This window comes from Leifsonia sp. 21MFCrub1.1 (genome assembly GCF_900107895.1).
Taxonomy (GTDB): Bacteria; Actinomycetota; Actinomycetes; order Actinomycetales; family Microbacteriaceae; genus Leifsonia; species Leifsonia soli.
In genome coordinates this window covers 2,083,660-2,104,531 of record NZ_LT629867.1, presented here as the reverse complement: position 1 = coordinate 2,104,531, position 20,872 = coordinate 2,083,660, and the positions used below count along the sequence as shown (strand labels likewise).

At 71.1% G+C, this 20,872-nt stretch carries 22 protein-coding genes; 20 read left to right on the top strand and 2 right to left on the bottom strand.

The window, feature by feature from the left end; translation table 11 throughout:
• The first annotated feature begins 26 nt into the window (after nt 1-26).
• From BLW09_RS09990 to BLW09_RS09950, 9 genes are all read left to right on the top strand, one after another.
• Complete coding sequence (locus BLW09_RS09990) at nt 27-509, top strand: FHA domain-containing protein (protein ID WP_089911823.1); 483 nt, start codon at nt 27-29, stop codon at nt 507-509.
• A 153-nt stretch (nt 510-662) separates the two neighbouring features.
• Nucleotides 663-2,162, top strand: coding sequence for a 3-isopropylmalate dehydratase large subunit (leuC, locus tag BLW09_RS09985; RefSeq protein ID WP_089911821.1), 1,500 nt, complete (start codon nt 663-665; stop codon nt 2,160-2,162).
• The gene (gene leuD / locus BLW09_RS09980) at nt 2,162-2,761 is read left to right on the top strand and encodes a 3-isopropylmalate dehydratase small subunit (RefSeq protein WP_089911818.1); all 600 of its coding nucleotides are present in this window, start codon (nt 2,162-2,164) and stop codon (nt 2,759-2,761) included. Before leuC ends, leuD begins: the two co-directional genes overlap by 1 nt.
• The gene (murA, locus tag BLW09_RS09975; protein ID WP_172824197.1) at nt 2,758-4,128 is read left to right on the top strand and encodes a UDP-N-acetylglucosamine 1-carboxyvinyltransferase; all 1,371 of its coding nucleotides are present in this window, start codon (nt 2,758-2,760) and stop codon (nt 4,126-4,128) included. Before leuD ends, murA begins: the two co-directional genes overlap by 4 nt.
• A 54-nt stretch (nt 4,129-4,182) precedes the next feature.
• Nucleotides 4,183-4,419: a type II toxin-antitoxin system Phd/YefM family antitoxin gene (locus BLW09_RS09970; protein ID WP_218857012.1), complete on the top strand. Its 237-nt coding sequence runs from the start codon at nt 4,183-4,185 to the stop codon at nt 4,417-4,419.
• Nucleotides 4,413-4,820, top strand: coding sequence for a type II toxin-antitoxin system VapC family toxin (locus BLW09_RS09965; protein ID WP_089911814.1), 408 nt, complete (start codon nt 4,413-4,415; stop codon nt 4,818-4,820). Before BLW09_RS09970 ends, BLW09_RS09965 begins: the two co-directional genes overlap by 7 nt.
• A 70-nt stretch (nt 4,821-4,890) precedes the next feature.
• Nucleotides 4,891-5,646, top strand: coding sequence for a lysophospholipid acyltransferase family protein (locus BLW09_RS09960; protein ID WP_089911811.1), 756 nt, complete (start codon nt 4,891-4,893; stop codon nt 5,644-5,646).
• Nucleotides 5,639-6,769 (top strand): NAD(P)H-dependent glycerol-3-phosphate dehydrogenase, encoded by a 1,131-nt coding sequence (locus BLW09_RS09955; RefSeq protein WP_172824196.1) that lies wholly within the window; start codon nt 5,639-5,641, stop codon nt 6,767-6,769. The genes BLW09_RS09960 and BLW09_RS09955 overlap by 8 nt, the downstream gene beginning before the upstream one ends.
• Entirely contained in the window at nt 6,681-7,775 is a 1,095-nt protein-coding gene (locus tag BLW09_RS09950) for a D-alanine--D-alanine ligase family protein (protein ID WP_089911805.1), read from the top strand. Before BLW09_RS09955 ends, BLW09_RS09950 begins: the two co-directional genes overlap by 89 nt.
• 81 nt (nt 7,776-7,856) lie before the next feature.
• On the opposite strand, the gene BLW09_RS09945 is transcribed toward BLW09_RS09950, so the two are convergent.
• Nucleotides 7,857-8,360: a DUF3515 family protein gene (locus BLW09_RS09945; RefSeq protein ID WP_089911800.1), complete on the bottom strand. Its 504-nt coding sequence runs from the start codon at nt 8,358-8,360 to the stop codon at nt 7,857-7,859.
• A 25-nt stretch (nt 8,361-8,385) separates the two neighbouring features.
• Here BLW09_RS09945 and thiL point away from each other — a divergent pair, with 25 nt between their 5' ends.
• Nucleotides 8,386-9,387, top strand: a complete 1,002-nt coding sequence (gene thiL, locus BLW09_RS09940) for a thiamine-phosphate kinase (protein ID WP_089911796.1) — start codon at nt 8,386-8,388, stop codon at nt 9,385-9,387.
• Between the two features lie 117 nt (nt 9,388-9,504).
• Here the strand turns inward: thiL and rsmD are convergent, their stop codons facing one another.
• Entirely contained in the window at nt 9,505-10,083 is a 579-nt protein-coding gene (gene rsmD, locus BLW09_RS09935; RefSeq protein WP_089911793.1) for a 16S rRNA (guanine(966)-N(2))-methyltransferase RsmD, read from the bottom strand.
• Between the two features lie 49 nt (nt 10,084-10,132).
• On the opposite strand from rsmD, the gene BLW09_RS09930 reads away from it, so the two are divergent.
• The 10 genes from BLW09_RS09930 (at nt 10,133) to mutM (ending at nt 20,790) form a co-directional block, all read left to right on the top strand.
• On the top strand, nt 10,133-10,867 hold the full coding sequence (locus tag BLW09_RS09930) for a tetratricopeptide repeat protein (protein WP_231946766.1): 735 nt from the start codon (nt 10,133-10,135) through the stop codon (nt 10,865-10,867).
• 57 nt (nt 10,868-10,924) lie between these two features.
• Nucleotides 10,925-13,156 (top strand): ATP-dependent DNA helicase RecG, encoded by a 2,232-nt coding sequence (locus tag BLW09_RS09925; protein ID WP_089911790.1) that lies wholly within the window; start codon nt 10,925-10,927, stop codon nt 13,154-13,156.
• Between the two features lie 73 nt (nt 13,157-13,229).
• Nucleotides 13,230-13,712 carry a pantetheine-phosphate adenylyltransferase gene (gene coaD, locus BLW09_RS09920; RefSeq protein WP_089911786.1) on the top strand — a complete coding sequence of 161 codons (483 nt, stop codon included), beginning with the start codon at nt 13,230-13,232 and terminating at the stop codon, nt 13,710-13,712.
• Between the two features lie 11 nt (nt 13,713-13,723).
• Nucleotides 13,724-14,791 carry an AAA family ATPase gene (locus BLW09_RS09915; RefSeq protein WP_089911783.1) on the top strand — a complete coding sequence of 356 codons (1,068 nt, stop codon included), beginning with the start codon at nt 13,724-13,726 and terminating at the stop codon, nt 14,789-14,791.
• Between the two features lies 1 nt (nt 14,792).
• Complete coding sequence (locus tag BLW09_RS09910; protein ID WP_089911780.1) at nt 14,793-16,124, top strand: DUF58 domain-containing protein; 1,332 nt, start codon at nt 14,793-14,795, stop codon at nt 16,122-16,124.
• Entirely contained in the window at nt 16,114-18,381 is a 2,268-nt protein-coding gene (locus tag BLW09_RS09905; protein WP_089916792.1) for a transglutaminase family protein, read from the top strand. The genes BLW09_RS09910 and BLW09_RS09905 overlap by 11 nt, the downstream gene beginning before the upstream one ends.
• 11 nt (nt 18,382-18,392) lie before the next feature.
• Entirely contained in the window at nt 18,393-18,944 is a 552-nt protein-coding gene (locus BLW09_RS09900) for a YceD family protein (protein WP_089911777.1), read from the top strand.
• A gap of 2 nt (nt 18,945-18,946) precedes the next feature.
• Complete coding sequence (gene rpmF, locus BLW09_RS09895) at nt 18,947-19,150, top strand: 50S ribosomal protein L32 (protein WP_018190667.1); 204 nt, start codon at nt 18,947-18,949, stop codon at nt 19,148-19,150.
• 25 nt (nt 19,151-19,175) lie between these two features.
• Nucleotides 19,176-19,889 (top strand): ribonuclease III, encoded by a 714-nt coding sequence (rnc, locus tag BLW09_RS09890; RefSeq protein ID WP_089916790.1) that lies wholly within the window; start codon nt 19,176-19,178, stop codon nt 19,887-19,889.
• Nucleotides 19,867-20,790: a bifunctional DNA-formamidopyrimidine glycosylase/DNA-(apurinic or apyrimidinic site) lyase gene (gene mutM / locus BLW09_RS09885; RefSeq protein WP_089911773.1), complete on the top strand. Its 924-nt coding sequence runs from the start codon at nt 19,867-19,869 to the stop codon at nt 20,788-20,790. Before rnc ends, mutM begins: the two co-directional genes overlap by 23 nt.
• The last annotated feature ends 82 nt before the right edge of the window (nt 20,791-20,872 follow it).

Genomic DNA, 20,872 nt, shown 5'->3' with positions numbered 1-20,872 from the left:
CGGCCGGTTTCCGTATAGTGGGCGGCATGGACGACCGCGGATTCATCGTTCCGCCACCCGGCCTCATCCCGTCGCGACCGCCGGAGCCGACGCCGACGCCCGCGGCCGAGCGCATTGAGGCGGTCGCGCCCGGCCGGGCGCTGCCGGCCTTCACCCCGCCCGCCGGACCGAACGGCCCCGCCGCGCCCGCTCGTCCGGTCTGGCGACTCGTCCTGCCCGGCGGGCGTGTGGTCCCGCTGACCCGGGCGGTCCTCCTCGGCCGCAATCCGACCCGCGGCGCCCATGCCGGCGATGCCGAGCCGATCGCCCTCGACGACCCGACCTCCACCGTCTCGAAGACCCATGCGCTCCTCGTGGTGGAGGGCGACACGCTGACGGTCACCGACCTCCACTCGACCAACGGCGTCGTCGTCGCGGGCGCACGAGCGGAGCCGGGAGAACCGGCCGTCGTACCGGACGGGGCGGAACTGCTGCTCGGCGACCTGAGCATCCGCGCGCAGTTCGCCTGACGGCGGGCCCGCCGGGATCGGGTGATACCCTGTCACTCGTGTACGCGGGTCTTCTCCTCCTTAGCCGCCGCGGCGAGTCCTAGTCTCAGGCCACTCTCGCCGCGGAGTCCGTCGACGGCTGATCCGTTCACACGCTAAGGAGTTCGTACGAGCATGAGCAACCCCACCGGTCCCGTCGCTGCGGGGCCATTGACACTGGCAGAGAAGGTCTGGAACGACCACCTGGTCGCCAAGGGCGAGGAGGGCTCGCCCGACCTCATCTACATCGACCTGCACCTGGTGCACGAGGTCACGAGCCCGCAGGCCTTCGACGGCCTCCGGATGGCCGGCCGTCCCGTCCGCCGGCCCGATCTCACGATCGCCACCGAGGACCACAACACCCCCACGATCGGCATCGACAAGCCCATCGCCGACCTGACCAGCCGCACCCAGATCGAGACCCTGCGGCGCAACGCCGAGGAGTTCGGCATCCGCCTGCACTCGCTGGGCGACGTCGAGCAGGGCATCGTCCACGTGGTCGGCCCGCAGCTCGGCCTGACCATGCCGGGAATCACCGTCGTCTGCGGCGACTCGCACACCTCGACGCACGGCGCGTTCGGTGCCATGGCCTTCGGCATCGGCACCAGCGAGGTCGAGCACGTCCTCGCCACCCAGACCCTCCCGCTGAAGCCGTTCAAGACCATGGCGATCACGGTCGAGGGCGAGTTGCGCCCCGGCGTGACCGCGAAGGACATCATCCTCGCCGTCATCGCCAAGATCGGCACAGGCGGCGGCCAGGGCTACGTGCTCGAATACCGCGGCAGCGCCATCCGCTCGCTCTCGATGGAGGGCCGGATGACGATCTGCAACATGTCCATCGAGGCGGGAGCGCGTGCCGGCATGGTCGCCCCCGATGAGACGACGTTCGCCTACCTCAAGGGCCGACCGCACGCGCCGGAGGGCGCCGACTGGGACGAGGCCGTCGCCTACTGGAAGACGTTGCAGACCGACGACGACGCCGTCTTCGACGCCGAGGTGTACCTGGACGCTGCCGAGATCGAGCCGTTCGTCACCTGGGGCACGAACCCCGGCCAGGGCGTCTCGCTCAGCCAGCCCGTGCCGGACCCGGCGGCGATCGCCGACCCCAACGCCCGGGCCGCGGCCGAGCGCGCGCTGGAGTACATGGACCTGCAGCCGGGCACGCCGATGAAGAGCATCCCGGTCGACGCCGTGTTCATGGGCTCCTGCACGAACAGCAGGATCGAGGACCTGCGGGCCTTCGCGTCCGTCATCAAAGGCAGGAAGAAGGCCGACGGCGTCCGTGTCATGGTCGTCCCCGGCTCGGCGCGCGTGCGCATCGAGGCCGAGGCAGAGGGCATCGACAAGATCGTCGAGGAGTTCGGAGGGGAGTGGCGCTTCGCCGGCTGCTCCATGTGCCTCGGCATGAACCCGGACCAGCTGGCGCCGGGGGAGCGCTGCGCATCCACCTCCAACCGCAACTTCGAGGGCCGGCAGGGCAAGGGCGGCAGGACGCACCTGGTCTCGCCGCTCGTCGCGGCGGCCACCGCGATCCGCGGAACGCTCTCGAGCCCGTGGGATCTCGAGGCCGAAGGCGACGACACGCCGCGCGGTGGCGGCAGCAGCACGCGAATCGGAGAGAAGGTGGGCGCCTGATGGAGAAGTTCGAGACCGTCACCGGAACCGCCGTCCCGTTCCGGCGCTCCGACGTGGACACCGACCAGATCATCCCGGCGGTGTTCCTCAAGCGCGTCACCAAGACGGGCTTCGAGGACGCCCTGTTCCACGCGTGGCGCCAGGACCCGGACTTCATCCTCAACCGGCCGGAGTACCAGGGCGCGACCGTGCTCGTCGCCGGACCGGACTTCGGCACGGGTTCGTCACGCGAACATGCGGTGTGGGCGCTCCGCGACTTCGGTTTCCGGGTCGTCCTGAGCCCGCGGTTCGCCGACATCTTCCGCGGGAACGCGGGCAAGCAGGGCCTTCTCACCGGCATCGTCTCCGAGGAGGACGCCGAGCGGCTCTGGGAGGCGATCGAAGCGCAGCCGGGAATAGCGGCGACGGTGGATCTGGTTGCCAAGACTGCGACCGTCGGTGAAGTCCAGGTGTCTTTCGACATCGACGACTACACTCGCTGGCGTTTGCTCGAAGGGCTGGACGACATCGCCCTCACACTGCGCGACGAGGCGCGAATCTCCGAATACGAATCGGGCCGCGCGAGCTGGCGGCCCACGACCCTCCCGGTGAAACTTTGAACTCACTTCTTCAGGACGCACAGGCAGCAGGAGCACGCGTGGGCCTCAAGGGCGATCGCATCACGATCAACGGCGGCCGCCCTCTGCAAGGCCGCATCGAGGTGCGCGGCGCCAAGAACTTCGTCACGAAGGCCATGGTCGCGGCGATCCTCGGCGAGAGCCCGAGCGTTCTCCGCAACGTGCCGGACATCTCCGATGTCCGCGTCGTGCGCGGACTGCTCGAGGTGCACGGCGTCAAGGTGACCGATGGAGCGGAAGAGGGGGAGCTGCTGCTCGACCCGAGCGCGGTCGAGTCTGCGCACATGGCCGACATCGACGCGCACGCCGGCTCCAGCCGCATCCCCATCCTGTTCTGCGGACCGCTCCTGCACCGCCTGGGCGAGGCGTTCATCCCCGACCTCGGCGGCTGCCGCATCGGCGACCGGCCGATCGACTACCACCTGGAGGTGCTGCGCAAGTTCGGCGCGGTCGTCGAGAAGCTGCCCAGCGGCATCCGTATGACGGCCCCGAACGGCCTCCACGGCGCGAAGCTCGAGCTCCCGTACCCGAGCGTCGGCGCGACCGAGCAGGTGCTCCTCACGGCCGTCCGGGCCGACGGCATCACCGAGCTCAAGGGCGCGGCCATCGAGCCGGAGATCATGGATCTCATCAACGTGCTCCAGAAGATGGGCGCCGTGATCTCGGTCGACACCGACCGCGTGATCCGCATCGAGGGCGTCGACTCGCTCTCCGGCTACACCCACACCTCGCTGTTCGACCGCAATGAGGCCGCGAGCTGGGCTGCGGCGGCGCTCGCGACCGGCGGCGACGTCTTCGTCGGCGGCGCACGCCAGCCCGAGATGCTCACGTTCCTCAACGTCTTCCGCAAGGTCGGCGGCGCCTTCGAGATCCACGACGACGGCATCCGCTTCTACCACCCGGGCGGCGAGCTCAAGCCGGTCGTCATCGAGACGGACGTGCACCCCGGCTTCATGACGGACTGGCAGCAGCCGCTCGTCGTGGCGCTGACCAAGGCGTCCGGCGTGTCGATCGTCCACGAGACCGTGTACGAGCAGCGTTTCGGCTTCGTCGACGCGCTCATCGACATGGGCGCCAAGATCCAGGTCCACAAGGAGTGCCTGGGCGGCCACCCGTGCCGCTTCGGTCAGCGCAACTTCAACCACTCGGCCGTCATCATGGGCCCGGTGGAGCTCAAGGGCGCCGACATCGAGGTCCCGGACCTGCGCGGCGGTTTCAGCCACCTGATCGCGGCTCTGACCGCCGAGGGCCGCTCGACCGTGAGCAATGTCGGCATCATCAGCCGTGGCTACGAGAACTTCATCACGAAGCTCCAGCTGCTGGGGGCCGACTTCGTCCTCGAAGGCTGATCCCGCGGGTTATCCACAGATACCCCCCTGTATCACCCGTGATACAGTCCCCTCATGGAGACTGTCAGCGTGAGAGATCTACGAAACCACGGCGGGGACATCCTCGACCGAGTCGGCCGCGGCGAGCACGTGACCATTACGCGAGACGGTGCGCCCGTCGCCGAGCTGTCGCCCCTGGCCGTGCCCCGCAGGGCGCTGTCGGTGCTCGTCGAGAGCCGTCGCAGCCTTCCTGCCGTCGACCCGGCCGTACTCCGGGCCGACATCGACGAGATCGTCGACCAGCGATGGTGATGCGGCCGGGGCTCCTCGACACGTCCACGTTGATCCTGCTGGCGCGGGCAGATCCTGATGCGTTGCCCGACATCCCCTCGATCAGCGCGGTCACCCTGGCCGAGCTGTCTGTGGGGCCGCTCATCGCGCGCTCGGAGGAAGAACGGGCGGCTCGGCAGGCGCACCTGCAGCTGGCGGAGTCCGATTTCGACCCGATCCCCTTCGACGCGGCGGCGGCTCGGGCATTCGCGCGGGTGGCGCAGTCGTTCCGGGATGCAGGGCGCAAGCCGTCGGCCCGTGCATTCGACGCGCTCATCGCAGCCACGGCGATCTCGCGCGAACTTCCGCTCCACACCTGTAATCCGGCTGACTTCGCCGGGATCCCGGCGCTCGACGTCCGCCCGGTCCCCGTGTCGGCATGACGGGGCGCCGTGCGGCATGCTCCGAGCGGGATGCCGGGTCACCGATAATGGGACGGTGCCAGAAACCGCAATGCCCGTGAAGAAGCAGCGCTCCGAGAAGAGCAGACCGTCGGTGTTCTGGGTGCTCGCCGGTCTCGTCGTTCCGATCGGGAGCCTTCTCGCCCGCTTCCGGATCGTCGACGGCGACAAGTTCCCGCGGACGGGCGCGTTCATCCTGACCCCCAACCACTACAGCGAGATCGACCCGGTCATGATCGGCATGGTCGCCTGGAAGCTGGGGCGGCTCCCGCGATTCCTCGCGAAGGAGAGCCTGTTCCGCGTGCCGGTGGTCGGCTGGTTCCTGCGGCGGTCGGGGCAGGTGCCCGTGTCGCGCGGGGGCAGCGCGCGCGGTTCGGCGCCGCTCGAGGCGGCGCAGAAGATCGCCGACGAGGGCCGGATCGTCGTCATCTACCCGGAGGGGTCGCTGAGCCGTGACCCCGACATGTGGCCCATGCGGGGCAAGACCGGCGCGGCGCGCATGGCCCTCGAGCACGACCTCCCGGTGATCCCGATCGCGCACTGGGGCACCCAGCAGGTGATGGCGCGCTACGCCAAGAAGATCAGCTGGTTCCCGCGCAAGACCATCGACGTCAAGGTGGGCGACCCGGTCGACCTCTCGGCCTTCCGGGGCAAGCCGCTCGACAACTCCACCCTCACCGACGCGACCGCGGTCATCATGGATGCGATCACCGCCCTGCTCGAAGACCTCCGCGGCGAGAAGGCACCCGCCGAGCGCTGGGATCCGTCGCAGCACAACCAGAAGGAGACCGGCCGCTTCGATGGCTAAGGCAGTGAAGGCTCCCATCGTCCGCCCCCGCCGCATCGCCGTACTCGGCGCCGGCAGCTGGGGCACCACGTTCGCGAAGATCCTCGCCGACGGCGGCTCCGACGTCGTGCTCTGGGCGCGACGGCCCGAGCTCGCCCGCGAGATCAACGAGGTCAAACGCAACAGCGACTACCTCGAGGGCATCAACCTCCCGCGCAACCTCCGTGCGACCAGCAGGCTCGGCGAAGCGATGAGCGGTGCGGAGCAGGTGTTCGTCTCCATCCCCAGCCAGACGCTCCGCTCCAACCTGGAGGCGATGATCCCGTTCCTCGGGCCCGAGACCGTCGTCGTCAGCCTCATGAAGGGCGTCGAGAAGGGCACCGGCCTGCGGATGAGCGAGGTCATCGCGCAGGGCCTCCCGATCGAGCTGGAGCGGATCGCGGTGGCATCCGGCCCGAACCTGGCGCTGGAGATCGCGCGCGAGCAGCCGACGGCGGCCGTCGTGTCGTCGGCGAGCCTGGAGACGGCGCAGGCGGTCGCTGTCGCGGCGACCAACCGCTACTTCCGCAGCTTCGTCAACACCGATGTCATCGGGACCGAGTTCGGCGGTGTGCTGAAGAATCTGATCGCCGTGGCGATCGGCATCGTGGACGGCGTTGGCTACGGCGAGAACACGAAGGCGTCGATCATCACGCGCGGCCTGGTCGAGATGACCGACTTCGCCGTGGCGTACGGCGCGCAGCCCGAGACGCTGTCGGGTCTCGCCGGTCTCGGCGACCTCATCGCGACGTGCGAGTCGCCGCTGAGCAGGAACAACACGGCCGGCCGGCTGCTCGGTCAGGGCTACGGCTTCCACGACGTCGTGAAGCAGATGAATCAGACGGCCGAGGGTCTCGCCTCGGTCGCGCCCATCCTGCACCTCGCCGAGGCGCGTGGCGTGGACATGCCGATCGTGCGTCAGGTGAGCCAAGTGCTCGCCGGTACGCTCGATCCGAAAGACATCGCACCGCATCTCACGACGGATTCGGACGAGCCGCAAGGCGAAAGGACTACGGATGACGGACAAGGTCGCGGTCGCACTTCTGTTTGGGGGTCGCTCAAGCGAGCATTCGATCAGCTGCGCGACGGCGGCAGGCGTCCTTGAGGCGATCGACCGCGACAGGTACGAGGTCATCCCGGTCGGGATCACGCGGGACGGCGCATTCACGCTGCAGCCGGACGACGCATCCCGCTTCGCGCTGAACCGGGAGAAGCTGCCGGAGGTCGAGGACAACGGCTCGCGCATCCTGTGGCCGGACAGCGTCGCGACCCGCGAGCTGTCGGTCGTCGACCGTGACGGCGTGCGCTCGTCGCTCGGCGAGGTGGACATCGTCTTCCCGATCCTGCACGGTCCGTGGGGCGAGGACGGCACGCTCCAGGGGATGCTGGAGCTCGTCGGGCTTCCGTACGTCGGCAGCGGTGTGCTCGCGAGCGCGCTGGGCATGGACAAGCACTTCACCAAGACCGTGCTGCAGCAGGCGGGCATCCCGGTGGCTCCGTGGGTCACGGTGAGCGCCTACGAGTGGAGCACGGGCGCGGATGCGGTGCGCGACGCGGCACGCGAGCTGGGCCTTCCCGCGTTCGTGAAGCCGGCCCGGGCAGGGTCCAGCGTCGGCGTGACGAAGGTCAAGGACTGGTCGGAGCTCGACGGGGCGATGGAGATCGCGCTGGCCGAGGACGACCGGGTGCTCATCGAGTCGATGGTCACGGGCCGCGAGGTCGAGATCGCCGTGCTCGGCGGACGGCCCGGCGAGCCGGCCCGGGCCTCGGTCGCGGGCGAGATCGTGGTCAGCGGCCGCGACTTCTACGACTTCGCGGCGAAGTACCTGGATGCGCCGGGCATCGATCTGGTATGCCCGGCCGACCTCACGGACGCGCAGCTGGCGGAGATGCGCGAGCTCGCCATCCGCGGCTTCGACGCCATCGGCGGGGAGGGCCTCGCGCGCGTCGACTTCTTCCTGACGGCGGACGGCTTCGTCATCAACGAGATCAACACGATGCCGGGGTTCACCCCGATCTCGATGTTCCCGCGCTGCTGGCAGGAGTCCGGCGTGAGCTATCCCGCTCTGATCGACGAGCTCATCCAGGTCGCCATCGCACGCGCCGCCTGACCCGGACTTTCGCTCACCGAGTCGTGACTCGGTGCCGGAATCCGGGTCGAGTGGCGACCAGATGTCGCACCGGGGCGGAGGTCAGGGACTCGGGGTCGGGCTCGCCGTCGGGTCCGTGTCAAGGGTCGACAGGCACTTCTGCGTCTGCTTCACCGACGAGACGGCGCTGGCGAACTCGGGCAGCACCGACGAGTCCGAGACGCCGGAGACGTGGTCGATGATGACCTCGGTCGCGGGGATGCGGCCGAAGGTCTGGTAGACGATCGTCTTCGCGGCCGGGTCCGTCATGAGCACCCAGTCGACGCCGTTGACGGTGATGCACGGCTTGGTCGTCGGTCCGATCGGCGGGACGCCGCAGCGCAGGATCACGGCCGCCGGGTCGCCCCACGCGCCGGTCGCCTGCGCATCCGTCTCCCGCTTCGCCTTGTCGGCGACGGAGTCGGGGAGGCGCACGCTGATCTCAGCGCAGCCGGGGGCGTTGCTGTTCGCGGCGGGGTCGAGGGAGACGGTGGGCGCACAGCCGGCGAGAAGCAGGGCGGCGCCCGCGAGCAGGACGGCCGGAAGGGCGCGGCGACGGGACATCATCGGATTCAGGCTACCGTTTCAGATCATGGGAATCTCTGGGAGCGACGCGGCCGGCACCACCATCGGGGAGGCGTCGGAGCGGGAGGCGCTCAGGCGCATCTTCCCGCGGCTCCCGGAGTCCGACGCCACGCTCGTGGGTCCGGGCGACGATGCGGCGGTGCTCGCCGCCCCGGACGGACGCTTCGTGGTGACCACCGACATGATGGTGCACGGTCCGGACTTCCGGCTGGCATGGTCGGGACCGGAGGACCTCGGCTGGAAGGCCGCCGCGACGAACCTGTCGGACATCGCCGCGATGGGCGCCGTCCCGACCGCCCTCGTCGTCGCCATCGCCGCGCCGCCGGAGACGCCGGTCGCCTGGCTGGAAGGCGTGGCCGATGGCTTTCGGCTGGCTTGCACGGAGCTGGCTCCGGGATGCGGCGTCGTCGGCGGCGACCTGTCGGTGTCGGCCACCCTGACGATCGCGGTGACGGCGTTCGGCGACCTGGGCGGCCGTCGTCCGGTGCTGCGCAGCGGGGCGCGCCCCGGCGACGTCGTGGCGGTGTCCGGCGCCCTGGGGAGGGCCGCCGCCGGGCTGCACGCGCTGTTCACGGAGGCGGTGGATGCGGCGGGAGAGCCGGACGCGTCCCGTCTCGCAGCCGTCGTGGCCGCGCATCCCGACAGCGTCTCGGCCCAGCTGCGTCCGCGTCCGCCGATCGGCGACGGCCCGCTCGCGGCAGACGCCGGCGCCACCGCGATGCTCGATCTGAGCGACGGGCTCGCGCTCGACGCGCGCCGGGTCGCGGAGGCGAGCGGCGTCGCGATCGACCTGGATCCGGCCGCTCTCGGCCCGGACCTCCGCACAGCGCTCACCGGGGGAGAGGACCACGGCCTGCTGGCCGCCTTCCCGCCCGGGACGCGCCTCCCCGGCGGGTTCCGCACCATCGGCGCCGTCCACGAGGGCCGGGGCCTCCGCGTCGGCGGCCGCCCCTTCGACGAGCGCGGCGGCTGGGACCCCTACCTCGAATGGGACGGCCGCCGCGGCTGACCCCCCTCCGCCCCCGCCCCTCCGCCCCGCGCCCCTCCGCCCCCACCGTCGAGTCCGCACAAATTGCACACGAACACCCCCGTGAGCGTGCAATTTGTGCGGACTCGACGGCGGGGATCAGGGGCGGTCGGGGGTGAGCCAGTGGATGGCGGTCTCGCCATAGGACTTGCGGCGCACGAGTGCGAGGCCGGCGGGGAGGCTGGGGTCCGGCGTGCGGGTGCTCCGCTCGACGCAGACCTCGGCGTCGTCGGCGAGGAGCGGCTCCAGCGCGGTCAGCACCGCGAGCAGCTCCGCGTCGGGCACTTCGTACGGCGGGTCGATGAACACGACGTCGAACGGTCCGCGGGCGGCAGCGAGGTACGCCTGCACGGCCGACGTCCGCACGTCGATCGCGGGAACAGGCACCCGCGCCGCGCGCGCCGCCGAGACGACCGCTGCCGCATTGCGCTTGCCGACCTGCGCGGCCGCCGCCGCCCTCTCGACGAGCACGACGGAGGCGGCGCCGCGGCTGGCGGCCTCGAGCCCGAGGGCGCCCGATCCCGCGTAGAGGTCGAGGACGCGGGCTCCGTGCAGCGCATCGCGCGCGTCCAGCGCCGAGAAGATCGCCTCGCGCACCCGGTCGCTGGTGGGGCGGGTGCCGCTCTTCGGCACCTGGAGGCTGAGCGAGCCGGCGAATCCGGAGACGATGCGGGTCATGGCCCCCCGAGCCTAGCGTCGGCACCCGGAGTGCCGCCAAGATATGGGCATGGAGGAACGCCTGGAGCAGGCAGAGCTCGACGCGCTGTGGCTTCCCGGCGACCCGATCGCCTCCGCAGAACGGCTGGCCGCTGCTGCCGCCGAACGGGACCGGTCGGAGGTCGTCCGGGCCGAGCTCGAGACACAGCGTGCCCGCGCGCTCGGGCTGCAGGGCCGCTTCGGCGAGGCGGAGGCGCTCCTCGAGTCGCTGGAGCCGGCGGGAGGGGTGCTGGAAGTGCGGGTGCTGCTCGAGCGCGGCCGGCTCCGGACCGCCTCCGGCCGATCGGATGAGGCGGTCCCCGTTCTGGAGGCCGCGCTCCGTGCCGCCCGCCGCGACGGCGATCTCTCGCTCGGGGTCGAGTCGGCGCTCGTGCTCGCCGACGCCGACCGCCCGCGGGCGCTGCAGTGGATCGAGGAGGGTCTCTCCGACCTCGCGGCGACCGGTGACCCGCGCACCCTGCGCTGGGGTGCTGTGCTGTACGACCTGCGCGGCTGGGTGCTGCTGCGCGACGGCGACGCGGATGCCGCGCTCGCCTCGTTCGAAGACGCGGTGGAGTACGCGGAGGCGTACGGCACCCTCGATCAGCAGTTCGCCGCGCACTGGGCCGTCGGACGCTGCCTCCGCGAGCTCGGCCGGACGGCCGAGGCGCGCGAGATCCAGCGGCGCCTGGCGTCGGAGCGTCCGGACGAGCCGGCGGTACAGGCCGAGCTGGAGGCGCTGTCGAGCGCACCGGACGAGACGTGACCGCACGACCGGTGATCCCGGCGGTGGAATGCCGGAGGGGAAGAATACGATCGAGTCATGACCTCCGCCCCCGCCCCGGCCGGCTCCGGGCCTGCTGACGCCGGCACCGTCGGTCTCGACACCCGGCTGAGCGGCGTGCTCGGGGGCCGCACCGCGTCCGCGTTCGAGAAGGCGTTCGGGATGCGCACGGTGGCCGACCTGCTGAGCCACTTCCCGCGGCGGTACGCCAAGCGGGGCGAGCTGACGGCACTGGCGAACCTGCCGCTCGACGAGAACGTGACGATCATCGCCGAGGTGCTGCGGGTGCAGGAGCGCCCGATGCGGGCCAGGCGCGGCAGCATCCTCGAGGTGAAGATCTCCGACGGCGAGGGCATCCTGACCCTCACCTTCTTCAATCAGGCATGGCGCTCGCGCGAGCTCCTTCCCGGCGTCCGCGGTATCTTCGCGGGCAAGGTGTCGGCGTACCGCGGCGCCCTGCAGCTCGCGCATCCCGACTACGAGCTGTTCGAGCCGGATGCGGAGAACGCGGTGATCCCGGGCAGCGCTGCCGCGAAGGAGTGGGCGCAGACGCCCATCCCGATCTACCCGGCGACGGGCACGGTGGCCAGCTGGCAGGTGCAGAAGGCCGTCGGGCTCGCCCTGGACGCGCTCGGGCCTGTGGACGATCCGGTGCCCGACCGCGTCGTCGTGGAGCGCGGGCTGGTGCCGTACCGCGATGCGCTTGAGGGCATCCACCGGCCGCAGAAGGATGCGCAGTGGCAGCGGGCGCGCGACACGCTGCGATTCCAGGAGGCGTTCGTCCTCCAGGCGGCGCTGCTGCAGCAGCGTGCCGCGTCCCGGCAGGTCGCGGCCACGCCGCGCGCGGCCGTGCCCGGAGGGCTGCTCGAACGTTTCGATGCGGCCCTGCCCTTCTCGCTCACCGGGGACCAGGATGTGGTGGGCGGCGAGATCGCGCGCGACCTGGCCGGAACCGCGGCGATGCACCGTCTGGTGCAGGGCGAGGTCGGCTCCGGCAAGACGCTCGTGGCGCTGCGCGCCATGCTAGCCGTCGCCGATTCCGGCGGCCAGTCGGCCCTGCTCGCGCCGACGGAGGTGCTCGCCGCGCAGCACCTGCGGTCCATCGCAGCGATGCTCGGCCCCGATCTCTCGGCGCAGCTCATGCCGACCCTCCTCACCGGCCAGCTCTCGGCCGCAGAGCGGAAGCGCGCACTCCTGCGGACCGTGTCCGGGCAGGCCCGCATCGTCGTCGGGACGCACGCCCTGCTCGGCGACGCGGTCACCTTCTTCGATCTGGGGCTGGTGGTGGTCGACGAGCAGCACCGCTTCGGCGTCGAGCAGCGGGAGGCGCTGCGCGCGAAGGGCGGCACTCCGCCGCACGTGCTGGTGCTGACCGCGACGCCCATCCCGCGCACGGTCGCGATGACCGTGTTCGGCGACCTGGACGTGTCGACGATCGCGCAGCTGCCCGCGGGGCGGCAGGGCATCGAGAGCTTCGTCGTGCCGCTCGCCGACCGCCCCGGATGGGAGCGCCGGATCTGGGAGCGCGCATCGGAGGAGATCGCGAAGGGTCGCCAGGTGTTCGTGGTGTGTCCGGCGATCTCGGGCAAGGATGCGGAGGACGACGGCGAGGAGCCGGAGCCCGACGAGCCGGATGCCGACGGGGCTCCGCCGCGGCCGATCGCGAATGTGGAGGCGGTCGCCGCGCAGGTGCGCGCCGACCCGCTGTTCGCGGGCTCGTGGATCGGCGTGCTGCACGGCCGCCTGCCGTCGGACGAGAAGGACGAGGTCATGCGCGCGTTCGCGGCGGGCGCCATCGACCTGCTGATCGCGACGACGGTGATCGAGGTCGGGGTGAACGTGCCGAACGCCTCGGCGATGGTGGTGCTGGATGCGGACCGGTTCGGCGTGTCGCAGCTGCACCAGCTGCGCGGCCGTGTCGGGCGCGGCGAGATCCCCGGCCTCTGCCTCCTCGTCACGGCGGCGGAGCAGGGCACCCTCGCCCGGGAGCGGGTCGACGCGGTCGCGGCGACGCTGGACGGTTTCGAGCTGGCCACCATCGACCTCGAGCTGCGCCGCGAAGGCGATGTGCTCGGGAGCCGTCAGTCGGGCGGTCGATCGTCTCTCCGGCTGCTGCGCGTCGCGACCGACGGCGAGCTGATCGCCGAGGCGAGGGTCGCCGCGGAGGAGACCCTCGAGGAGGATCCGCCGCTCGCCGAGCATCCCGCGCTGGCCGCGGCGCTGGCCCGCAGGCTCGACGAGAGCGAGCGGGCGTTCCTCGGCAAGTCCTGAGCCGCCCGGACGAAACCCGTTGGTAACGGATTCACAACGAAATGCCGGGAACCGCGGGATAGTCTGGGGGTCTATGAACAGGATCGCCGTTGTCCCTGGATCGTTCGACCCGGTCACCCTCGGGCACCTCGATGTGATCGAGCGTGCCGCTGGTCTGTGGGACGAGGTCCACGTCGTGGTGGTCCACAACCCGGACAAGTCGGCCCTGCTGCCCATCGCGCAGCGCGTGGCCCTGCTGGAGCGATCGATCGAGGATGCCGGCATCGTCGGGAACATCGTCATCGCCTCCTGGTCGGTCGGGCTGCTCGTCGACTACTGCACCGACGTCGGCGCCCACGTGCTGGTGAAGGGCATCCGGTCGTCGGTCGACGTCGCCTACGAGACGCCCATGGCGATCGTGAACCGCCACCTGGCCGAGGTCGAGACCGTCTTCCTGCTGCCGAACCCGGCCAACGCCCACGTCTCCAGCTCTCTGGTGCGTCAGGTGTCGGCTCTGGGCGGTGACGTGAGCCCGTACGTGCCGCCGGCCGTGCACGAGTACCTCCAAGAGACCTAGCCGGGGGAGTCATGAACAGTTACGCGACGCGCCAGCCCACCGAGTCCTCCGTCGCACCCGAGGAGGACGCGGGCACAGCTCCCCTCATGGACCTCGACGAGCTGCGGCGCGCCGCGGAGCAGATCACCGCCAACGTGGAGTCGGTGATCGACGGGAAGCACGAGGCGGTGCAGACCGCTCTGGTGGTCCTGCTGGCCGAGGGGCACCTGCTCATCGAGGATGTGCCCGGCGTCGGCAAGACCATGCTGGCGAAGTCGCTGGCCAAGTCGGTCGACTGCACCGTCAGCCGCATCCAGTTCACCCCGGATCTGCTGCCGAGCGATGTGACCGGTGTGTCGGTCTACAACCAGGCCGAGCGCCGGTTCGAGTTCAAGCCGGGTGCGATCTTCGCGAACATCGTGATCGGCGACGAGATCAACCGCGCGAGCCCGAAGACGCAGTCCGCGCTGCTGGAGTGCATGGAGGAGCGCCAGGTCACCGTCGACGGCTCCACCTATCCGCTCGCGGCGCCCTTCATCGTGGTCGCGACGCAGAATCCTGTCGAGATGGAGGGCACCTACGCGCTGCCGGAGGCGCAGCGCGACCGGTTCATGGCGCGCATCGCGATGGGCTACCCGGACGAGGACTCCGAACTCGCCATGCTGACGACGCGCGACACCTCCAGCCCGCTGTCGCGCATCCGGCCGGTGGTCACGTCGGACGAGCTGCGCGCGATGATGGTGACCGCCCGCGCCGTGTTCGCCTCGACGCCGGTCAAGCAGTACGCCGTCGACCTGGTGCGAGCGACGCGCGAGGACCGAGACCTGCGGCTCGGCGCGAGCCCGCGGGCCACCCTCCAGCTCATCCGCGCGGCGAAGGCGATGGCGGCGCTCGCCGGCCGTGACTTCGTCCTCCCCGATGACGTGGACGCGCTGGCCGTTCCGGTGCTCGGCCACCGGCTGCTGCCGACCAGCCGGGCGCTCGGGCACCACCACGAGAGCGCGCCCGTGATCGCGGACATCGTCCGCCGGATCGTGGCGTCGACACCGGTGCCCGTCGGCTCCGGCGGGGCCGCGGCGCCGGGCGCAACGGGTCGCTGACATGCCGCAGGGCGGCCGTTCCTCCTCTCCGCTGAAGCGGCCGCGTCCGACCGCCCGCGGCTGGACCCTCGGCGCCGTCGGAGTGGTGGCGCTCGTCGCCTCCGCCCTCTTCGGGCGGACGGACGTGCTGTTCGTCGGCGTCTTCCTGACCGTGCTCCCGCTGGCCGCGATGATCTCCGTCACCGTCGACCGGCCCCGGCTGACCGTCACCCGCAGCTTCCACCCGGATGTGGTGGCGGTGGGGGAGAAGGCCACCATCGTCACGACGGCGCGCAACCAGGCGCCGCGGCCGAGCCCCGCCGCGCACTGGCGGGAGTCCGCTCCGGCCGCGGTGGGCGTGCAGGGCTCGGCGCCCTTCCCGCGGCTCGAAGGCCATCAGGCCGACAGCCGCCTCGGGCGGGACACCGTCGTGCTCCGGCAGGACGTCGTCCCGGAGCGCCGGGGCGCGCATCCCGTCGGGCCGCTGGTGGTGAGCCGCGCCGACCCGTTCGGGATCGCCTACGCCGAGTACGCGATCGGACAGCCTCGTCAGCTGCTGGTCACCCCGCGCGTCGTCCCGCTCTCCCGCGGCGAGCTGGATGTCGCCCACAGCGAGGGAACGGAGCACGAGCTGCTGCGCCACAGCATCCCGAGCGCCGACGAGCTCATCGCCCGGGAGTACCGGCCGGGCGACCCGCTGCGTCGCGTGCACTGGAGGGCCACCGCGCGGCACGACCAGCTGATGGTGCGCCAGGAGGAGCAGCGGAGCAACCCGGAGGCGTGGATGCTGATGGACACCCGCCCCCTGCCGGCACACGCCCCGGAGGCGGCCGACGAGTTCGAGACCCTCGTCGACCTGGTCGCCTCGATCGGCGTGCACCTGCTGGACGAAGGATTCGCGGTGAGCGTCGTCGAGACCGGCGAGCGTCAGCTGTCCGGTCGCAGCGGCGCGGGCCGCACCGGGACGATGGGGGCGACGACGGCGACGTACGACGTCGGCAGCGCCGACCGCATGCTCCTGGCCGACCTCGCGGCGGTCGAGACCAGTGTCGCGTCCCGCGACGACGCGGTCGCCGAGCTCGGTGCCGGCCTGCGCCGCGCCGGACGGCCCGTCCCGGTGTTCGCCGTGCTGGCCGGGTCGCCGCCGGCGGAGCTGGGTGCGCTCGCGGCCCTGCGGTCCATGGGCGATCCGGCGGTGGCGCTCGTCGGTGCGACCCTGCCGCAGGAGACGGCGGAGGTGCTCACCGACGCCGGCTGGCTCTGCGTGACCTTCGCCGCGGGGGACGACCCTGCCGAGTGCTGGCAGCGCGCCCTCCGGCGGCAGCGTGCGGGGGTGGTGGCGCGTGGCGACTGAGTCCGTGGCGTTCCCCGTCTCTCGTGTCGGCGTGCGGCGCCGGGTCGGCTACTGGCGCATCACCGGCGCACTCGTGCTGCAGGTGGTGGCGCTGAGCTACGCGCTCTCCGGGCTCATCCAGGGCGTCGGCTGGTGGTTTGCCCTGGTGGCGACCGCCTCCGCCGTGCTCGTCACCGGTGCCGGACTCCGCAGCCTCGGCATCCCGAAGGGCGTCGTGCCCGTGCTGCTGCTCGTCGAGTCGGCGGCGATCATGACCGTGGCGTTCGGCCGGGGGAGCGGGCTGCTCGGGGTCATCCCCACCCCGACGACGGTCACGAACTGGATGCAGTACCTCCAGCAGGCGATGCTCTCGATCTACCAGCAGGGAACACCGGCGGAGGCACTGCCCGAGTTCCTGTTCCTCGTCGTCGGCGGCGGGTGCCTGCTCGCGCTCATCCTCGACACCCTCGCCGTGGCGATCCGCACTCCCGCGTTCACGGCGATCGGCATCGCGGCGGTGCTCGTCGTGCCGGGCGCGCTGCTCGGCGACGGTCTCGACCCGATCGCGCTGGCCGTGTCGGCGGCCGCCTACCTGTGGCTGCTGCGCTGCGACGTGCGCAGCCGGCGCCCGGGCACACCGCGCCCGGGTGCAGCGCTCTCGGTCGGCGCGTCCGCGGTGACGATCGCGGTCGTGCTCGCCGGGACAGCCCCCGGCTTCGACCAGGGCGGCGCGACCTCCTTCACCGCAGGGGGAATCTCGATCGGCGGCACCGTCACGCCGCTGGTCGACCTCGGCAAGGACCTCCGCCGGCCCGCCGCGGTGCGGGCCCTCACGTACACGACCAGCGCGGCCACCGGCCAGTACCTGAAGCTCGCCTCGCTCGACCAGTTCACCGGCTCGGTGTGGAAGCACCGAGAGCGCGACACCAACCGCCTCAGCGAGGGCGCCAAGATCGGCCCGGTCGCCGGGCTCTCGGACACCGTCAAGACGACGAAGATCACCACGACGGTCGCCATCGACAACATGACGAGCCGCTGGCTTCCCGCCCCGACGCCCGTCCAGTCGGTGAAGGGCCTGAGCGGCACCTGGTCGTGGGACCCGGACGACCTGACGATCGGCGGCATCAACTCCACGACGCAAGGGCAGAAGTACACAGCGACCTCCCTGGTGCTGCAGCCGACGGTCGACCAGCTGAAGGCCGCGGGCGGGTTCGTTCCGGTCGAGGTTCAGCGCGACCTCTTCCTGCCGCCCAATCTGCCGTCGATCATCGAGGACACGGCGCTCACCGCGACGAAGGATGCCATCTCCGAGTACGACAAGGCGGTCGCCCTGCAGGACTACTTCCGAGACAACGGCTTCGTCTACTCCACGCAGACCCCGCTCAAGCAGGGATACGACGGGGACGGCGCACGGGTGATCGCGAAGTTCCTCGAGGTGAAGAGCGGGTACTGCGTGCACTTCGCGTCCGCGATGGCGCTGATGGCCCGGACCCTCGGCATCCCGTCGCGGGTGGCGGAGGGTTATCTGCCGGGAGCGACCAGCGGGGGGACGGCGACCAACCCCGGCGAGTACACGGTGACGAGCGACGACCTGCACGCGTGGCCCGAGCTCTACTTCGCCGGTGTGGGCTGGGTGTCGTTCGAGCCGACCGTCGGCCGCGGCACGGTCCCCGACTACACCCGCCCGCAGACCGACCCGGCCGCGGCGCCGCCGAGCTCGGCCGCCACCTCCAGCTCCGCACCGCGTGCACTCGTGCCGACCGACCCCGCCAACCCGGCCGGGTCGGCCACGTTCACGCCGTCGTCGGGCGCGCAGCCGCTCGCGACCGGCATCGGAGTGGCTCTCCTCGTCATCGGCGTGCTGCTCGTTCCGGCGGTCTGGCGCAGGATGCGGCGGCGCAGACGGCTGCGTGAGCTGACCGACGAGTGGGGAGGAGCATCCATCGTCTGGGACGAGCTGCGCGACACCGTGCGCGACCTCGGCTGGACCGCCCCGCCGACCGAGACCCCGCGCGTCTTCGCCGGGCGGGTCGCCGCGGCGGTGGCCGGGACGCCGGCGGAGGACGCGGTGCTCCGGCTGCTCGGCGAACTCGAACGCGACGCCTACGGTCCGCCGACCCGCCGCTGGGCGGGCGGCCTCTCGGACGATCTCGAGACCGTCCTGTCGGCCCTGGAGGCGCAGGCCGGCCCCGTGCTGCGGACGAAAGCGCTGCTCATTCCTGTGTCCTTGCTGCCAGCGGGCTGGCCTTCCGCCGTCCGTCCCCGTGGAGCGGCGTAAAATAGTCGCTCGTGACCACCAAGAACTCGCCGTACACCGTCAATGTGTACGACCTCATCCGCCGCCCGGGCACGATGCGCGAACAGCGCATCTCCATTCCTGTGTCGGAGAAACTCGGCGAGGGCCTGATCGGCGTCCCGGAGGGCGAGACCATCGATCTCGACCTCCGTCTGGAGTCGATGCACGAGGGAATCCTCGCGACCGGAGACGCCCAGACGACCGCCGTCGGCGTGTGCGGCCGCTGCCTGATCGACATCGAGCAGACCGTCCAAGTCGATTTCCAAGAACTTTTCGCGTATTCTTCTGACGAAGCTTTCGATCATGAGGTTCACGACGACCACGTGGATCTTGAACCTCTGATCAGGGATGCGGTAGTGCTGGCACTGCCGTTCCAGCCGGTGTGCCGGCCGGACTGCCCAGGTCTCGACCCCGAGACCGGGGAGAGGCTGGCGGATGTACCGGACCGCGAGCCGTCGCAGATCGTCGATCCGCGCTGGTCTGCGCTTGCGGCCTTCCAGGCTTCCGACACCGATGAACCCCGACCGAACACAGAGAAGAGATAGTCATGGCCGTCCCGAAGCGGAAGCAGTCGCGCGCCAACACCCACGCCCGTCGTTCGCAGTGGAAGGCTGAGGTCCCCACGCTCGTCAAGACGATCGAGAACGGCAAGGTCACCTACAGCCTGCCGCACCGCGCGAAGGTCGTCGAGGACTCTGCGGGCACCGCCCTCTTCCTCGAGTACAAGGGCCGCAAGGTCGCCGACGTCTGATCGTCGCTGACGATCGGTGAACACGGTGGTCGGAGAGAACACTGACCGCACTGCACTTCTCGAGAAGCTCGGGGTCGTCATCGACCCCGAGCTTCTCGAGCTTGCGCTGACCCACCGCTCGTACGCGTACGAGCACGGGGGCATCCCCAACAACGAGCGCCTCGAGTTCCTCGGCGACTCGATCCTCGGGCAGGCCGTCACGGTCAAGCTGTTCCGAGAGAACCCGGACCTCGACGAGGGCGAGCTCGCCAAGCGTCGCGCCAGTCTCGTGAGCTCGGTCGCGCTGGCCGAGGTCGCACGCGGCATCGGACTGGGGGAGTACCTCCGGCTGGGCCGCGGCGAGAACCAGAGCGGCGGCCGCGAGAAGGCGTCCATCCTCGCGGACACGGTCGAGGCGCTCATCGGAGCGACGTACCTGGACGCGGGAGGCGATGCCGCGACCGCACTCGTCCTGCGGTTGGTCGAGCCGCTGCTCGACGACCCGGACCGTTTCGGCGCGGCCATGGATCCGAAGACCAGCCTGCAGGAGGTCGCAGCCCACCGCGGCGCGGGCCTTCCCGTCTACACGGTGACGAACACCGGCCCGGACCACTCCAAGATCTTCCACGCCACGGTCGAGGTGGGCGGGCTCGTCACCGCCACGGGCGAAGGGACGAGCAAGAAACAGGCCGAGATGGCCGCGGCGCTGAGCGCCTGGACGGAACTGACGAGACGACGTGCCCGAGCTTCCCGAGGTTGAGGTCGTCCGCGCGGGCCTGGCGCCCGCGGTCACCGGCGCGACCATCCTCGGTGTCGAGGTCTTCGAGCCGCGATCGCTGAAGCGGCACGACCCCGTCGCCGGCGCGTTCGAGGCGCTCCTGACCGGCCGGGTCATGGAGCAGCCGGTGCGCCGGGGCAAGTTCCTGTGGATCCCGCTGGCCGGCGATCCGCGACGCGCCATCGTGGCCCATCTGGGGATGAGCGGCCAGATCCTCCTGCGCGAGCCCGGAACCGAGGAGGCGGGGCTGCTGCGCATCCGCCTGCACATCGAGCATCCCGTGCACGGCGAGCTCTTGGTCGATTTCGTCGACCAGCGGATCTTCGGCTCCATGGCGGTGGACATGCTCGTCCCCACCGCGGACGGCGCGCCGGGCGGCCGGGGCACCGACGAGCCGCTCGTGCCGACCCAGGTGACCCACATCGCCCGCGACCCGCTCGATCCCGCCTTCGACGACGCCGGCTTCGCCGCGGCGCTCTCCCGCAAGAACACGGGCATCAAGCGCGCCCTGCTCGATCAGACGCTGGTCAGCGGCATCGGCAACATCTACGCCGACGAGGCCCTCTGGGCCGCGCGCATCCACTACGCCCAGCCGGCGAACTCGCTCAGCCGGGCCAAGGTGCGCAGCCTGCTCGCGGAGGTGCGCCACGTGCTCGACAAGGCCCTCGCCGAGGGCGGGACCAGTTTCGACGCGCAGTACGTCAACGTGAACGGCGCCTCGGGGTACTTCTCGCACAGCCTCAACGCCTACGGACGCCAGGGCCGGCCGTGCCCGCGCTGCGGCACGCTGATCGTGCGCGAGCAGTTCATGAACCGCGGGTCGCACTTCTGCCCGCATTGCCAGAGGCTGCGACGGGCCCGCTCCCTGCCTGCCGCGAGCTGACCGCCGGAACCTCCGCTCCGATCCCTTCGTCGTTGCGGAAACGGAGGAGTCGCGTCGCTCGTTCGACCACGATCGCCTCCGT

Excerpts from the sequence above, each read along its gene's own strand:
- leuD (WP_089911818.1), top strand. The coding sequence starts at position 2,162 with ATGGAGAAGTTCGAGACCGTCACCGGAACCGCCGTCCCGTTCCGGCGC.
- BLW09_RS09945 (WP_089911800.1), bottom strand. The coding sequence starts at position 8,360 with ATGATGTCCCGTCGCCGCGCCCTTCCGGCCGTCCTGCTCGCGGGCGCC.
- BLW09_RS09960 (WP_089911811.1), top strand. The coding sequence starts at position 4,891 with ATGCCCGTGAAGAAGCAGCGCTCCGAGAAGAGCAGACCGTCGGTGTTC.
- coaD (WP_089911786.1), top strand. The coding sequence starts at position 13,230 with ATGAACAGGATCGCCGTTGTCCCTGGATCGTTCGACCCGGTCACCCTC.
- BLW09_RS09990 (WP_089911823.1), top strand. The coding sequence starts at position 27 with ATGGACGACCGCGGATTCATCGTTCCGCCACCCGGCCTCATCCCGTCG.
- leuC (WP_089911821.1), top strand. The coding sequence starts at position 663 with ATGAGCAACCCCACCGGTCCCGTCGCTGCGGGGCCATTGACACTGGCA.
- BLW09_RS09950 (WP_089911805.1), top strand. The coding sequence starts at position 6,681 with ATGACGGACAAGGTCGCGGTCGCACTTCTGTTTGGGGGTCGCTCAAGC.
- rsmD (WP_089911793.1), bottom strand. The coding sequence starts at position 10,083 with ATGACCCGCATCGTCTCCGGATTCGCCGGCTCGCTCAGCCTCCAGGTG.
- rpmF (WP_018190667.1), top strand. The coding sequence starts at position 18,947 with ATGGCCGTCCCGAAGCGGAAGCAGTCGCGCGCCAACACCCACGCCCGT.
- BLW09_RS09970 (WP_218857012.1), top strand. The coding sequence starts at position 4,183 with ATGGAGACTGTCAGCGTGAGAGATCTACGAAACCACGGCGGGGACATC.
- BLW09_RS09915 (WP_089911783.1), top strand. The coding sequence starts at position 13,724 with ATGAACAGTTACGCGACGCGCCAGCCCACCGAGTCCTCCGTCGCACCC.
- BLW09_RS09930 (WP_231946766.1), top strand. The coding sequence starts at position 10,133 with ATGGAGGAACGCCTGGAGCAGGCAGAGCTCGACGCGCTGTGGCTTCCC.
- BLW09_RS09965 (WP_089911814.1), top strand. The coding sequence starts at position 4,413 with ATGGTGATGCGGCCGGGGCTCCTCGACACGTCCACGTTGATCCTGCTG.
- BLW09_RS09925 (WP_089911790.1), top strand. The coding sequence starts at position 10,925 with ATGACCTCCGCCCCCGCCCCGGCCGGCTCCGGGCCTGCTGACGCCGGC.
- BLW09_RS09910 (WP_089911780.1), top strand. The coding sequence starts at position 14,793 with ATGCCGCAGGGCGGCCGTTCCTCCTCTCCGCTGAAGCGGCCGCGTCCG.
- BLW09_RS09955 (WP_172824196.1), top strand. The coding sequence starts at position 5,639 with ATGGCTAAGGCAGTGAAGGCTCCCATCGTCCGCCCCCGCCGCATCGCC.
- thiL (WP_089911796.1), top strand. The coding sequence starts at position 8,386 with ATGGGAATCTCTGGGAGCGACGCGGCCGGCACCACCATCGGGGAGGCG.